This is a genomic window from Mangrovihabitans endophyticus (assembly GCF_014646155.1).
GTDB classification, from domain to species: domain Bacteria; phylum Actinomycetota; class Actinomycetes; order Mycobacteriales; family Micromonosporaceae; genus Actinoplanes; species Actinoplanes endophyticus.
This window is the reverse complement of sequence record NZ_BMMX01000017.1, coordinates 60,179-74,617: the sequence shown is the minus strand read 5'-3', so window position 1 is coordinate 74,617 and position 14,439 is coordinate 60,179. Positions and strand designations below refer to the sequence as shown.

Sequence of the window (14,439 nt, the reverse complement as noted above, 5' to 3'; positions counted from 1 at the left end):
GATTGCGCCTGTACAAGTCTTGCAATCTTCACGTTGACCAGGTTCGCTAAGCAGTCTTGACACGTACGTAACAGGAAGTACATCCTCGGATCGCAAACGATTGCGGCCTGCCTTCCCCGGCGGCGACGCCCGGGAGCAACCGAATGTGGAGGGCCTACATGATCGAAAAGCCCGTCTCCCGACGTACCGTTCTCACCGCTTCCCTGACCGCCGTGGTCGGCGCCGGCCTGGCCGCCTGTGGCTCACGCCCGTCCGAGCAGGCCGCCACGAAGACCGACAAACCCCTGGTCATCGGCGTTTCGCTGCCGTTGACCGGTGACTTCTCCCAGCCCGGATCGGAGGCCAAGCGCGGCTACCAGGTCTGGGCGGACCAGATCAACAAGGCCGGTGGACTGCTCGGCCGGCCGGTGCGGCTCACCATCGTCGACGACGCGAGCAGCCAGGACACGGTGGTCAGCGACTACACCAAGCTGATCACCCAGGACAAGGTCGACCTGGTGCTGGGCACCTTCTCGTCATTGCTCAACTACGCCGCCTCGGCGGTGGCCGAGAAGAACAACATGGTCTTCGTGGAGCCGGCCGGCGGCGCCCCGAAGATGTTCACCCGCGGCTTCAAGAACCTCTTCTTCGCCCAGCCGGCCACCGCCCCGCACCAGGCCGACGTCTTCGTCGACTGGATCAAGTCGTTGCCCGCCGGCCAGCGGCCGGCCACGGCGGCGTATCCGAGCCAGGACGACCCGTTCGCCAAGCCGGTCATCGACAGCATGCGCGAGCAACTGGAGGCGCTCGGCGTACGCACCGTCTACACCTCGACCTACCCGGCGGACACCACCAACTTCCAGTCCATCGCCAGCCAGATGGCCGGCAAGAAGCCGGACCTGATCGCGCAGGGCGCCGTCTTCGAGGACGGGGTCGGACTGGTGCGCTCGCTGAAGCAGCTCCGTTACTCCCCCAAGATCATGTTCCAGACCTCCGCGCCCAGCAACGCCGGCCAGTACAGCTCCGGCGTCGGCGAGGGCAGCACCGAGGGCGTCTTCTACACGGTGAGCTGGCACCAGGACGCGCACACCCCGCACAACGCCGAGTTCGTCGCCGACTACCAGGCCGCCTATCAGAACGCCGACCCGGCCGAGGACGCCGCGGACGCCTACGCGGCGGCCCAGGTGCTGCAGGCCGCGGTCACCGCGGTGGGGGCGGTCGACCAGACGAAGATCCGCGACTGGCTGCACGCCAACACGGTGCAGACCATCCTCGGCCCGCTGAGCTGGGCGGACAACGGGGAACCCCAGGGCAAGTTCCTGCTGGCGCAATGGCAGTCCGGCACGGCGCAGGTGGTGGCCCCGCCGGACGCGGCCACGTCGCAGACGATCGTGAACCCGAAGCCCGACTGGAAGTGATCGGCAGATGGCCCAGCTCGTCCAGGCGCTCGCGCTCGGCGTCCTCATCGGCGGCATCTACGCGCTGATGGCCTCCGGCCTCACCCTGATCTTCGGGGTGCTGCGCGTCATCAACATCGCCCAGGGCGCGTTCCTGATCCTGGTCGCGACGTTCACCTGGTGGCTGTGGCGGGTGATCGGCATCGACCCGATCGTCGCCGCGGTGATCACCACGCCGCTGATGTTCGGCGTCGGCTGGCTGCTCTACCGGTTCGTCATCTCCCGCATCCGCGGGCAGGCCCCCTCCATGTCGGTGCTGCTCACCTTCGGGCTCGCGCTGGTCATCGAGGGCGTGCTGAACGTGGTCGCGGGCAACAAGTTCCGCTCGGCCACCCCGGCGTACTTCGAGGAGAGTTTCCGGGTGGGCCGGGTGCTGCTGCCCAAGGCGCAGGTCTACGGCTTCCTCGCGGCGATCGTCGTGCTGGGCGTGCTCTACCTGATCCTCACCCGGACCTGGACCGGGCGGGCCATCCGGGCCACGTCGCAGAACCCGTCCGCGGCGGCGCTGGTCGGCGTCGGCGCGACCGGCACCGCCGCGCTGGCGTTCGCTCTGGGCAGCGCGAGCGCCGGCGTCGGTGGGTCGATCCTGTCGGTGCTCTATCCGTTCTTCCCGGCCTCGCACTACGACTGGATCTCCCGGCTGCTCGGCATCGTCGTGCTGGGCGGCATGGGCAGCCTGCCCGGTGCGCTGACCGGCGCGCTGATCCTCGGGCTCGCCGAGACGCTGACCGCGACGTACGCCTCGCTGCAGTGGGCCACGCTGGTCTTCTACCTGGTGATCATGGCGGTGCTGCTGGTCCGGCCGCAGGGGCTCTTCGGCGCCCGGCTGCGGGAGGACGCCGCGTGAACGCTCTCCGTGCCCTGCCCCGGCGTCACCTGGCCGCCGGCGTGGTGCTGCTCGCGTTGCTCGCCTATCCGATCGTCAACCCGTGGGAGCCCTACCCGCAGGGCGTGCTGCTGATGATGTTCCTGCTCGCCCTGCAGGCGTCCAGTTGGAACATCATCTCCGGGTACGCCGGATACATCTCCCTGGGGCACAGCATGTTCCTCGGGCTGGGCTCGTACACCACCGCGATCATCGCGCTGCACACCGGCCTGAACCCGTTCTGGATCGCGCCGCTCGGTGGCGTCACGGCCGTGCTGATCGCGATGCTGGCCGGAGCGGTGGTGCTGCGCACCGGCGGGCACGCCTTCGTCATCATCACCATCGCGCTGTTGCTGTCTGCGCAGATCGTGGCGGTCAACTGGAGGCCGCTGACCAAGGGCTCCGACGGCATCACGCTGGAGTTGCCGTTCTGGAGCGCCGACTTCCAGAACATCCCCTTCTACTACGCCTTCCTGCTGCTGCTGGTGCTCACCGTGCTCTTCAGCGGCTGGATCGGCCGGGCCAAGTTCGGCACCGGCCTGGTCGCGATCCGCGAGGACGAGGGCAAGGCCGCGTCGATCGGCGTCAACACCACGGTCTTCAAGATCCTCGCGTACGGGGCGAGCAGTTTCTTCATCGGCGTGGCGGGCGGCGTGTACGCGTACTACCAGACCTTCCTCAACCCGGTCGGCTCGTTCGCCATCCTGGGCAGCGTGCTGATCGTGCTGTCCGCGCTGGTCGGCGGCCGGGGCACCCTCTACGGGCCGGTGGTCGGCGCGTTCATCGTGCAGCTCGTGAACGAGGGCGCCACCGTCTACGGCGGCAGCACCCAGTCCCGCGTCCTGATCCTCGGGCTGATCCTGGTGGCGGTGGTGCTGTTCCTGCCCGCCGGCCTGCTGCCCACGCTGGAAGCGGCATGGCGGCGCCGGCATCCGCGGGACACCGAGTACACCGACCAGGTCGGGGCCCTCTCCCACCGGCCGGCCGTGGTACGCGAGCGGGCCCGGTCGCGCACCCCCGACGCGGAGCCCGGACCGCTGCTGACGGTGCGCGGCGTGACCAAGCGCTTCGGCGGGCTGACCGCGGTGGACGGCGCGGACCTCACCGTGGAACGCGGCTCGATCACCGCCCTGATCGGCCCCAACGGCTCCGGGAAGACCACCCTGTTCAACCTGATCACCGGGACCATGCCGGTGGACGCCGGGACGGTGACCTTCGCCGGCCGCCGCATCGATGCGCTGCCGCCGTGGTCGCGGGCGCACCTCGGGCTGGGCCGGACCTTCCAGGTGACCCGGCTGTTCCGGGACATGACGGTGCTGCAGAACGTGGTCGCGCCGCTGCCGGACGGCCGGCTGCGCACCATGTTCGCGGACGCGGTCAGCGGCGCCGAGGCGGCCCGCGCCCGCGACCTGCTGGGCATCGTGGGACTCGCCGACTTCGCCGCGCAGCAGGCCGGCGCCCTGTCGTACGGGCAGCAGAAGCTTGTCGAGCTGGCCCAGGTGCTGATGCTGGAGCCGCGGCTGATCCTGCTGGACGAGCCGGCCGGCGGCGTCAACCCGAGCCTGCTGGGCCGGATCACCGAGGTGATCCGCGAGCTGAACCGTGCGGGCGTCACGTTCCTGGTGGTGGAGCACAACATCCCGATGGTGCTGGACCTGTGCGACCCGGTGCACGTGTTCGCCCGGGGCCGGCCCATCGCCTCCGGCCCGCCGGAGGCGATCCGCGCGGACCCGGTGGTGCTGGACGCGTACCTGGGCGAGGACTGGAGGCCGCAGGATGCTCACGCTTAGCGGGGTCACCGCCGGGTACGGCGGCGGCAACGTGCTCCAGGGTGTCGATCTGCACTGTGCCGAGCGGACGGTGACCTGCATCGTCGGCCCGAACGGCGCCGGCAAGTCCACGGTGCTCAAGGTGATCAGCGGGCTGCTGCGCTGCCGTGCGGGATCGGTCGAGATGGCCGGCACCCGCACCGACGCGCTGGCCCCGGAGGCGATCCTGCGGCTGGGCATCACCCAGGTTCCGCAGTCGCAGGCCCTGTTCCCGGGCATGTCGGTGCGGGAGAACGTGTTGCTGGGCGGTTATCTGATCCGCCGCGACCGGAAACTGCTGGCCCGCCGTTACGACGAGGTCCGCGCCCGCATCCCGGTCGTCGCCGAACGCGCGCACGAGCACGCCGGCAACCTGTCCGGCGGGCAGCGCCGCATGGTGGAGGTCGCCCGGTGCCTGATGCTCGACCCGAAGGTGTTGCTGCTCGACGAGCCGTCCCTGGGGCTGGACCCGAAGAGCCTGGCCGCGGTGGCCGACCTCATCCAGAGCCTCAACGCCGCCGGCACCACGGTGCTGCTCGTCGAACAGAACGTCCGGCTCGGGCTCGGCCTGGCCACCCACGGCGTGGTGATGGAGGGCGGCAAGGTCCGCCTGACCGGCACCGCGGCGCAGGTCCGCGACCATCCCGAGATGGCCACCCTCTATCTGGGTGGCCCACCGCCCGCCGCCACCCGCACCGCCCCGGCCACCTGACCCCTGGGAGAGAACAACATGGCAGACAACGATCTCACCGTCGGCTGGATCGGCGCCGGCCGGATGGGCGCCGCCATGGCGATCCGGCTCGCCCGCGCCGGCGCGGCCCCGGCCGTCTGGAACCGGACCCGCGCCAAGGCGGAGGCGACCCGCGAGCACGGCTGCACGGTCGCCGACGACATCGCCGGGCTGCGCGACCGCGACGTGGTCTTCACCATGGTGTCCGGACCCGCCGACCTGGAGAGCGTGCTGCTCGGCGCGGACGGCCTGCTGGCCGAACCGGGCCGGGCGCCCGCCGTCGTGGTGGACTGTTCCACCGTCTCGGCCGAATCGTCCGCGCTGGTGCGCGCGCAGTGCGCGGCCCGCGGGGTGCAGTTCCTCGCCGCGCCGGTGAGCGGCAACGCCAAGGTGGTCGAGTCGGGCAAGCTGAGCATCGCGGTGTCCGGACCGCGGGAGACCTTCGACCGGGTCGCACACCTGCTGCGGCACCTGGGCCGGGCGGTCACCTACGTCGGCGAGGACGACGTGTCCCGTCTGGTGAAGATCTGCCACAACCTGATGCTCGGCGTGGTCACCCAGTGCATGGCCGAGATCACCGTGCTGGCCGAGAAGGGCGGCGTGTCCCGGGCCGCGTTCCTGGACTTCCTCAACGACAGCGTGATGGGGTCGGTCTTCACCCGGTACAAGTCCCCGGCGTTCGTGCACCTGGACTACACGCCCACGTTCACCCCGCTGCTGTTGCGCAAGGACTTCGACCTGGGGCTGGCCCTCGGGCGCGAGCTGGACGTGCCGATGCCGCTGGCCGCGCTCACCGCGCAACTGGTGCAGCAGACGGTGTCCAGCGGCCGGGTCACCGAGGACTTCGCGATCCTGCTGGACCAGCAGGCCGCAGCCGCGGGCCTGGCGCTGAAACCGGAGGACACGCCGGTCGACGACGGCCTGGCGGGCGGGTCATGACCGGCCCGGCGCCCACCCGTCCGCTCGCCGCGCCCGGCCACATGGCGGTGGACTACGAGCAGCGGCTCGACGTCGACCGGCTGCGCCGCTACCGGCTGGACCGGGCGCGCAAGGCGCTCGCGGGCTCGCCGTGCGGGGCGTTCCTGCTCTTCGACTTCTACAACATCCGGTACACCACGCAGACCTGGATCGGCGGCGCGCTGGGCGACAAGATGACCCGCTACGCGCTGCTCACCCGCTCCGGGAACCCGGTGCTGTGGGACTTCGGTTCGGCCGCGCGGCATCACAAGCTGTACGCGCCGTGGCTGGACCCCGGCGACTGCCGCGCGGGCATGCTCGGCATGCGCGGCGCCATCGCTCCCTCGGCGGGGCTGATGGAATCCGCGGTCCGCGAGATCAAGGGGATGCTGACCGACGCCGGGCTGGCCGACCAGCCGGTCGGCGTGGACATCGTCGAACCGCCGTTCCTGTTCGAGATGCAGCGTCAGGGCCTGACCGTGGTGGACGCCCAGCAGCTCATGCTGGACGCCCGGCTGATCAAGTCGCCGGACGAGATCATGCTGCTGAATCAGGCGGCGGCCATGGTGGACGGCGTCTACCAGGACATCGTGGAGGCGCTGAAACCCGGCGTCCGGGAGAACGAGATCGTCGCCCTGGCGAACAAGCGCCTCTACGAGATGGGCTCGGACCAGGTCGAGGCGATCAACGCGGTCTCCGGGGAACGCTGCAACCCGCATCCGCACAACTTCTCCGACCGCATCATCCGCCCCGGCGATCAGGCGTTCTTCGACATCATCCACTCCTTCAACGGATACCGGACCTGCTATTACCGCACGCTGGGGGTGGGCCGGGCGACCGCGTCCCAACGGGATGCGTACGGACGAGCGCGGGAGTGGATGGACGCGGCGATCGCCGCGGTGCGTGTCGGCGCCGGCACCGACGAGATCGCCGCGGTGTGGCCGAGGGCGACCGAGTTCGGCTTCGAGAACGAGATGGCCGCCTTCGGCCTGCAGTTCGGGCACGGCCTCGGCCTCGGCCTGCACGAGCGGCCGATCATCTCCCGGCTGAACAGCATGACCGCGCCGGTGGAGCTGCGGGCCGGCATGGTGTTCGCGCTGGAGACCTACTGCCCCGCCGACGACGGCTTCTCGGCGGCCCGGATCGAGGAGGAGATCGTGGTCACCCCGGACGGCCCGCGGGTGCTCACCCTCTTCCCCGCCGAGGACCTGGTCGTCGCCAACCCCTACTGAGCCGTACGAGGGAGTGTCCCGTGCAGACCGATCTGTTCATCGGCGGCAAATGGGTCGCCGCCGAGTCCCGTTTCGACGTGGTCGACCCGGCGTCCGGTGCGGTCATCGCGACCGTCTCGGACGGCTCGGTGGCCGACGCCGGCCAGGCGGTGGACGCCGCCGCAGCAGCCGCGACGTCCTGGGCGGCAACGCCGCCACGTGCCCGCGCGGAGATCCTGCGCGGTGCGTTCGAGCTGATGACCGCACGGGCCGAGGAGCTGGCCCGGCTGATCAGCCGGGAGAACGGCAAGGCGCTGGCCGACGCGCGCGGCGAGGTGGCCTATGCCGCGGAGTTCTTCCGCTGGTACGCCGAGGAGGCGGTACGCGGCGAAGGGACCGTGGTGACCGCGCCGTCCGGGGCGAACCGGATCCTGGTGGTACGTCAGCCGGTCGGCGTGTGCGTGCTGGTCACGCCATGGAACTTCCCCGCCGCGATGGCCACCCGCAAGATCGGTCCGGCGCTCGCCGCCGGGTGCACCGTGGTGCTCAAGCCGGCCAGCGACACCCCGCTGACCGCGCTGGCGATGGCCGCGATGCTGGCCGAGGCGGGCGTGCCGGACGGGGTGGTGAACGTCCTGCCGTCGCGCCGTTCGGGCGCGGTGGTGTCGGCGATGCTGCACGACCCGCGGGTGCGGAAAGTGTCGTTCACCGGCTCCACCGAGGTAGGCCGGGTCCTGCTCGGCCAGGCGGCGGACGCGGTGGTCAACACGTCGATGGAACTTGGCGGCAACGCGCCGTTCCTGGTGTTCGCCGACGCCGACCTGGACGCCGCGATCGAGGGCGCGATGGTCGCGAAGATGCGCAACGCGGGCGAGGCGTGCACCGCCGCCAACCGCTTCTATGTGCACGAGTCGGTGGCGCAGCGGTTCACGCAGCGCCTGACCGAGCGCATGGCGGCGCTGCGTGTGGGCCCCGGCACGGCGCCGGACACCCAGGTCGGCCCCCTGGTCAACGAGGACACGGTGGGCAAGGTGGACGCGCTGGTGCGCGATGCGCTGGCCGGCGGCGCGGTGGCGGCCACCGGCGGGACACGGCCGGCGGGTCCCGGCTTCTACTACCCGCCGACCGTGCTGACCGGCGTCGCGCCGGACGCGGCGATCCTGCGGGAGGAGATCTTCGGACCGGTCGCGCCGATCGTCACGTTCGCCTCCGAGGCCGAGGCGATCGAGCTGGCCAACGACACCGAGTACGGGCTGGTCGCCTACGTCTACACCGCCGATCTTTCCCGTGGCCTGCGGGTCAGCGAGGCGATCGAGGCCGGCATGGTCGGCCTGAACCGTGGTCTGGTCAGCGACCCGGCGGCCCCGTTCGGCGGGGTCAAGCAGAGCGGCGTCGGCCGGGAGGGCGGCCACGAGGGCATGCTGGACTACCTCGAATCGAAATACATCGCCGTCACCTGGTGACGCCCTGCTCAGGCGTCCCGCTCGATCGCCGCGACGATCGCCTCGGTGGTGAGCGGCAGGTCCCGCACCCGGACGCCGACCGCCGCCGCGACCGCGTTGCCGATCGCGGCGGCGGTCGGTCCCTGCGCCGCCTCGCCCGCCCCGACCGGTTTGTCGCCGCCGCCGGCCAGCGTGACGTCGATCCGCGGGGTCTGCGAGAACCGCAGGATCGGGTACGACTCCCAGGTGTCGCTGGTGACCCGGCGCCGGTCGAAGCGGACCCGCTCGACGAGCGTCCAGCTCGCCGCCTGCACCGCGCCGCCTTCGATCTGGTTGCGCACGCCGTCCGGGCTGACCACCTGGCCGACGTCCACCGCGATCCACAGGCGGCGCACCCGGACGTCGGTCTCCGCCTGCACCTCGGCGACCACCGCGCAGTAGGCGCCGCGGCCCTTGTATCGCGCGTACCCGATGCCGAGGCCGACGCCCTCCGGCCGGGGTGTCGCCCAGTCGGCCGCCTCCGCCGCGTCGGTCAGCACCCGCCGCCCCCGCGGGTCGCTCAGGTGGGCGAGCCGGAACTCCACCGGGTCACGTCCGGCGTACGCGGCGAGTTCGTCCATGAACGACTCGATGGCGAAGACGTTCAGGAAGGCGCCCAGGGATCGCATCGCCGAGCTGCGGATCGGCGTGGCCAGCAGGCGGTGCCCGGTGATCCGCCGGGCGGGCAGGTGGTAGCCGGGCACCGCGTTGCGCAGGCTGCCGTACCCGGCGGCGGCCGGCGGGTCCACCGGGGCCGGGTAGTCGGCCGGGTGTTCCAGCAGGGTCGCCGCGAGCAGACCGGGCACGCCCGCGTAACCGGGCCGCGCGGTGTGCCCCTGGCTGTAGACGTCGTACTCCCAGGAGGCGATGGTCCCGTCCGGCGACAGGGTGGCGGCCACGTCCGCGGTCATCGCCGAGCCGAACGGGGCCCAGCTCAGCTCGTCCTGCCGGCTCCACAGCACCTGCACCGGCGAGCCGGGCACGGCGCGGGCCAGCAGCACCGCGTCGAACGCGGCGTCGTCGGCGGCGTTGTGCCCGTAGCAACCGGCGTGCTCCACGTGTTCCACCCGTACCGCGCCCGGGTCCAGGCCGAGCGCGCCGGCGATGGCCCGTCCCAGCGGGAAGATCCCCTGGCTGTGCGACCACACCTCGACCCGGTGCGCCGAGTGCCAGACCGCGAGCCCGCAACTCGGCGCCATCGAGGCGTGCGCGAGGAACGGCCGGCTGAAGGTGGCCCGCAGCACCCGGCCCGGTGCCGCCGTGCCGCCGTCGTGCACGGCGGTGACGGTCTCGTGCGGGCCGGCCCGCAGGAACTTGTCGAGCTCGTCGTCGGCCGGCAGGCAGTCGTGTTCCGCCCAGCGCGCGGACCGGCGCAGCACGTCGGCCGCACGCACCACGCTCGCCTCGTCCGCGCCCACCACGCCGAGGAACGAGCCGTCGCGCACCAGGGTCACCCCGGCGGGCAGTGCCGGCGCGGCCGCCTCGCCCGGGGTGAGCAGGCGCGCTCCGCGCGACGGCGGCCGGATCACCCGCCCGAAGAGCTGCCCCGGCAGGCGCATGTCCGGCAGGTAGCGGGGGCGGCCGAAGACCTTGTCCGGCAGGTCGAGCCGGGGCACGTCGCGGCCGACCAGGCCGGGTTGCGACCGCACCGGCACGCCGGGGTCGGCGGGCACGTTCAGGTCGACCCGCCCGGCCAGGTCGGCGTAGGAGAACGTCGCGGCGCCCGAGGCCGGAGCGCCCGATGTCGCGGCGCCCGAGGCCGGAGCGCCCGATGTCGCGGCGCCCGCCGCCGCGGCGAACAGGGCGCGGACGTTGGCCGCCACGATGCGCAGCGCGGCGCCCGAGTGCATGATGGACAGGCTGCCCGCGGTCAGACCCTCGTCCGGGCCCTCCGGGCCGGGCGGCAGCATGCGGATCCGGGTGATGTCGACGCCGAGCTCGTCCGCGGCGATCTGCGCCAGCGCGGTGGCGATGCCCTGTCCCAGCTCCACCTTGCCCACCCGCACGCCGATGGTGCCGTCGGCGTGCACCCGCATCCAGCGCGCGAGCACCGGGTTCGCGGCGAGACTCTGCGGCAGGTCAGGCACGGTCCGCACCGGCCTTGACGATCGCCCGGATCATCCGCTGCTGTGCCCCGCACCGGCACAGGTGGCCGTCCAGCGCGGCGGCCACCGCCTCCGCGCCGGGCCGCGGCTCGCGTTCCAGCAGGGCGGCCGCGGTCATCACGATCCCGGTGACGCAGTAGCCGCACTGGGCCGCCTGCTCGTCCAGGAGGGCGCGTTGCACCGGGTGCGGCGAGAGACCCTCCACAGTGACCACCGACTTGCCGGCCAGCGACCACAGGGGCGTGTCACAGGACGGCACGGGCACCCCGTCGACGTGCACCACGCAGGCGCCACACAGACCCAGCCCGCACCCGAACCGCGCGCCCATCAGGCCCAGGTCGTTGCGCAGCACGGTGAGCAGCGGCGTGTCCGGGTCGGCGTCGACATCGCGCGGCACGCCGTTCACCGCGAAGCTGACCACGCTCATCCGCCGAAGACCTCCGGGTGCCGGCGCAGTTCGATGCGCGTACGCCGGATGTGTCCGGCCAGGAAGCGGCCCGCGTCCACCTCGTCGCGGCGCTCGACGGCGTCGATCAGCAGGCGGTGCTCCGCGTTCACCACCCAGCGGCGGCTGGGCCCGGTGAGGTGCATGAAGGCGCGGCGGTAGTACTGGGTCGCGTTCCACAGCCGGGTCACCGTGGTGGTGAGCTGGTCGATCCGGCAGGCGCTGTAGGTGCGCAGATGGAACTCGCGGTCCAGGGTCAGGAACGTCTCCACGTCGACCCCCCTCTCGATCTCCTCCTGGATCTGATCGATGCGCCGCAGATCGCCGGCGTCGAGCACCGGCAGGCTCTCCGCCAGCGCCAGGGGTTCGAGCTGCTCACGCATCCGGTACATGACGTCGATCTCGTGCATGGACAGCCGGGGCACCCGGGCGCCCTTGTTCGGCTCGTGCTCGACCAGGCCCTCGGCGGCAAGCATCTGGAGCGCCTCGCGCACCGGCAGGCGGCTGGCGCCGAACTGCTGGGCGACGTCCTCCTGGCGGACCCGCTCGCCCGGACCGATGATCCCGCCCAGGATGGCGGTGCGCAGATGGTCGGCGACGCGCTGGGTGGCGACGGTCATCGGTGCTCGTTTCGAAAGAAGGCCCGGCCGTGCGGGTAGGAGACCAGTTCGAACTGCATGCCCCAGGGTGCCAGAAAATAGACCCAGCGCTGACCCTCGTGCGGCCCCCGGCTGGCAGTCGGCTCACCCAGCACGGTGACCCCGTGCCGCAGCAGGTGCGCCACCGCGGCGTCCAGGTCGTCGACGTAGAGCGCGACGTGGTGTCCCCCGACGTCGCTGTTGCGCGGCGGATCGGTGCGCCGGTCCGGCGCGGTGTAGGCGAACACCTCGAACACGGCCTGCCCGCCGAGCCGGAAGAAGCGGTTCTCCTCGACGGTCGCGCGCGGATCCACGTTGAGGTGGTCGGCCATCCACGACCCCTGGTCGGCGAACGGTCCGAGCGAATAGAGGTATTCGCAGCCGAGCACATCGACCAGGAACCGCTGCGCCTGGTCGAGGTCCGGCACGGTGAAGCCGATGTGATCGAGCCGTCGCAGGCCGGGAAGCCCCATCATCACCTCCTATTGGATCCAATAGATCGGACATTACCAGGCTGATCGCATCTTTGACCCGATGCAGCCCTGGAAATTGGATCCAATGCGTGCGAGGCTGTCGAGCGAGAGGAGGCCACCCATGCCGGAACACCGATCGCTGCACCCCGGGGCCGCGTGGACCGAACTGGTCGCCGTTCAGGCCGACTGGGACGCCGCCGACCCGGAGCTGCTCACCACGATGTTCAGCCAGCTCGTGATGATCCGCGCCTTCGAGGAGTACGTGCTGGAGCTCGCCGCGGCCGGACTGGTGCACGGCCCGGCCCACTCCAGCATCGGCCAGGAGGGCGGCGCGGTGGGATCGGTGCTCGCCCTCGCCGCCGGTGACGAGGTGAACGGCTCGCACCGCGGACATCACCAGTTCCTGGCCAAGGCCCTGCAGCACGTGGCGCCGAAGGGGTTCGACCTGACCACCGAACCGTCCGCCGAGATCCGCACGGTCGTGCTGCGCACCCTTGCCGAGATCTGCGGCCTGGCGCGCGGTTTCAGCCACGGTCGCGGCGGCTCGATGCACCTGCAGTGGAAGGAAGCCGGGGCGATGGGCACCAACGCCATCGTCGGCGGCGGTGTGCCGCTGGCGGCCGGGTTCGCCTGGGCCGGGCGCCGGGCCGGCACCGACGCGGTCGCGGTGACCTATTTCGGCGACGGCGCCGCCAACATCGGGTCCACCCTGGAGACGTTCAACCTGGCCGCGGCGTGGCGGCTGCCGGTCTGCTTCTTCCTGGAGAACAACCAGTACGCGGTGTCCACCAGCGTCGCCGAGGCCACCGGCGAGCCGCGGTTGTCGGCCCGCGGTCCGGGCTTCGGCATCGCGAGCTGGCGGGTCGACGGGATGGATCCGCTGGCGGTCCACCTGGCCATGGGCGAGGCGGTCGGGCACATGCGGCAGGGGCACGGCCCGACCCTCGTGGAGGCGGACACGTACCGCTACTTCCACCAGAACGGCCCGTTCCCGGGCAGCGCCTTCCGCTATCGCAGCAAGGAGGAAGAGGCGCAGTGGCGCGGTCGCGACCCGGTCGACCTGGTGGCCGGCCATCTCATGCGGCGCGGCCTGCTCGACGAGCCGGCCCGCGACGCCGCGCGGGCCGGCGCAAAGGCGATCATGGCCGAGGCCGGCGCGAAACTGTTCGAGCCGGTCCCCGGCGGCAAGCCCGGCGAGCGGCGCATCCGGCCGGACGAATGGCCCGACCCCGCCTTCGTGGACGTGGGGGTGCGCGGCGACCTCGCCGAGTTCCGGGACGCGCGGATGGCCGACGACCGCATCGCCGTCCAGGAGACCACATTCGTCGACGCGGTGGCGGAGGTGATGCGGCGACGGATGGCCGACGACGAGCGGATCGTGGTGATGGGCGAGGACGTGCACCGGCTCAACGGCGGCACGAACGGCGCCACCAAGGGGCTGGCGGACGCCTTCCCCGGGCGGGTGCTCGGCACACCGATCAGCGAGAACGCATTCACCGGGCTGGCCGGCGGCATCGCGATCGACGGCCGGTTCCGGCCGGTCGTCGAATTCATGTACGCGGACTTCATGTGGGTCGCCGCCGATCAGTTGTTCAACCAGGTCGGCAAGGCACGGCACATGTTCGGCGGCGACGACCCGGTCCCGCTGGTGCTGCGCAGCAAGGTCGCCACCGGCACCGGGTACGGCTCGCAGCACTCCATGGACCCGGCCGGCATCTTCGCCACCGCGCCGGGATGGCGGATCGCCGCCCCGGCCACGCCGTTCGACTACGTGGGCCTGATGAACGCCGCGCTGCGCTGCGCGGACCCGGTGGTGGTGCTGGAGCACGTCGACCTCTACAGCACCACCGGCCCCGGCCCGGTCGACGACTACGACTACCACCTGCCGGTCGGCGCGGCGGCGGTGCGCCGGTCCGGGGAGGCGGTGACCGTGGTGGCCTATCTGTCCATGGTGGCCGAGGCGCTGGCGGCGGTGGCGGACACCGGCGTCGACGCCGAAGTGATCGACCTGCGCTGGCTGGACCGGGCCGGCCTGGACTGGGAGACGCTGGGCGCCAGCATCCGCAAGACCAACCGGGTTCTGGTCGTCGAGCAGGGACCGGTCGGCACCTCGTACGGCGGATGGCTGGCCGACGAGATCGCGCGGCGGCTGTTCGACTGGCTCGACGCGCCGGTCCAGCGGGTCACCGGCGGCGAGGCGTCGCCGAGCATCAGCCGGGTGCTGGAACGGGCGGCCATCGCCCGCCGCGAGGAGATCGCCGCGGCGCTGCGGCGCATCGGGGAGGCGTGA

At 71.8% G+C, this 14,439-nt stretch carries 12 protein-coding genes; 8 read left to right on the top strand and 4 right to left on the bottom strand.

All coding sequences use genetic code 11. The annotated features are described in order from the left end of the window. Nucleotides 1-158 precede the first annotated feature (158 nt). Genes IEY73_RS19015 through IEY73_RS18985 form a run of 7 tightly spaced genes read left to right on the top strand, consistent with a single transcriptional unit; the run spans nucleotide 159 to nucleotide 8,470 of the window. Nucleotides 159-1,397, top strand: a complete 1,239-nt coding sequence (locus IEY73_RS19015) for an amino acid ABC transporter substrate-binding protein (RefSeq protein ID WP_189080591.1) — start codon at nucleotides 159-161, stop codon at nucleotides 1,395-1,397. A 7-nt stretch (nucleotides 1,398-1,404) separates the two neighbouring features. Next, nucleotides 1,405-2,283, top strand: coding sequence for a branched-chain amino acid ABC transporter permease (locus tag IEY73_RS19010; protein ID WP_189080590.1), 879 nt, complete (start codon nucleotides 1,405-1,407; stop codon nucleotides 2,281-2,283). Further along, nucleotides 2,280-4,091, top strand: a complete 1,812-nt coding sequence (locus IEY73_RS19005) for a branched-chain amino acid ABC transporter ATP-binding protein/permease (protein ID WP_229715956.1) — start codon at nucleotides 2,280-2,282, stop codon at nucleotides 4,089-4,091. Before IEY73_RS19010 ends, IEY73_RS19005 begins: the two co-directional genes overlap by 4 nt. Next, the gene (locus tag IEY73_RS19000; RefSeq protein ID WP_189080589.1) at nucleotides 4,078-4,821 is read left to right on the top strand and encodes an ABC transporter ATP-binding protein; all 744 of its coding nucleotides are present in this window, start codon (nucleotides 4,078-4,080) and stop codon (nucleotides 4,819-4,821) included. Before IEY73_RS19005 ends, IEY73_RS19000 begins: the two co-directional genes overlap by 14 nt. Before the next feature lie 18 nt (nucleotides 4,822-4,839). Continuing rightward, nucleotides 4,840-5,778: an NAD(P)-dependent oxidoreductase gene (locus IEY73_RS18995; RefSeq protein WP_189080588.1), complete on the top strand. Its 939-nt coding sequence runs from the start codon at nucleotides 4,840-4,842 to the stop codon at nucleotides 5,776-5,778. Next, on the top strand, nucleotides 5,775-7,028 hold the full coding sequence (locus IEY73_RS18990) for a M24 family metallopeptidase (RefSeq protein ID WP_189080587.1): 1,254 nt from the start codon (nucleotides 5,775-5,777) through the stop codon (nucleotides 7,026-7,028). The genes IEY73_RS18995 and IEY73_RS18990 overlap by 4 nt, the downstream gene beginning before the upstream one ends. Before the next feature lie 20 nt (nucleotides 7,029-7,048). Next, nucleotides 7,049-8,470 carry an NAD-dependent succinate-semialdehyde dehydrogenase gene (locus IEY73_RS18985; protein WP_189080586.1) on the top strand — a complete coding sequence of 474 codons (1,422 nt, stop codon included), beginning with the start codon at nucleotides 7,049-7,051 and terminating at the stop codon, nucleotides 8,468-8,470. Between the two features lie 8 nt (nucleotides 8,471-8,478). On the opposite strand, the gene IEY73_RS18980 is transcribed toward IEY73_RS18985, so the two are convergent. From IEY73_RS18980 to IEY73_RS18965, 4 genes are read right to left on the bottom strand one after another with little or no spacing between them, the layout of a single operon-like run. Next, nucleotides 8,479-10,584 carry a molybdopterin cofactor-binding domain-containing protein gene (locus IEY73_RS18980; RefSeq protein WP_229715955.1) on the bottom strand — a complete coding sequence of 702 codons (2,106 nt, stop codon included), beginning with the start codon at nucleotides 10,582-10,584 and terminating at the stop codon, nucleotides 8,479-8,481. Then, nucleotides 10,568-11,020 carry a (2Fe-2S)-binding protein gene (locus IEY73_RS18975; protein ID WP_189080585.1) on the bottom strand — a complete coding sequence of 151 codons (453 nt, stop codon included), beginning with the start codon at nucleotides 11,018-11,020 and terminating at the stop codon, nucleotides 10,568-10,570. The genes IEY73_RS18980 and IEY73_RS18975 overlap by 17 nt, the downstream gene beginning before the upstream one ends. Beyond that, a complete protein-coding gene (locus IEY73_RS18970; RefSeq protein WP_189080584.1) occupies nucleotides 11,017-11,658 on the bottom strand; it encodes a GntR family transcriptional regulator in 642 nt (213 codons plus the stop codon). The genes IEY73_RS18975 and IEY73_RS18970 overlap by 4 nt, the downstream gene beginning before the upstream one ends. After that, nucleotides 11,655-12,149, bottom strand: a complete 495-nt coding sequence (locus IEY73_RS18965; protein ID WP_189080583.1) for a VOC family protein — start codon at nucleotides 12,147-12,149, stop codon at nucleotides 11,655-11,657. Before IEY73_RS18965 ends, IEY73_RS18970 begins: the two co-directional genes overlap by 4 nt. Before the next feature lie 121 nt (nucleotides 12,150-12,270). Between IEY73_RS18965 and IEY73_RS18960 the strand changes: the two genes are divergently transcribed. After that, nucleotides 12,271-14,439 (top strand): alpha-ketoacid dehydrogenase subunit alpha/beta, encoded by a 2,169-nt coding sequence (locus IEY73_RS18960; protein ID WP_189080582.1) that lies wholly within the window; start codon nucleotides 12,271-12,273, stop codon nucleotides 14,437-14,439.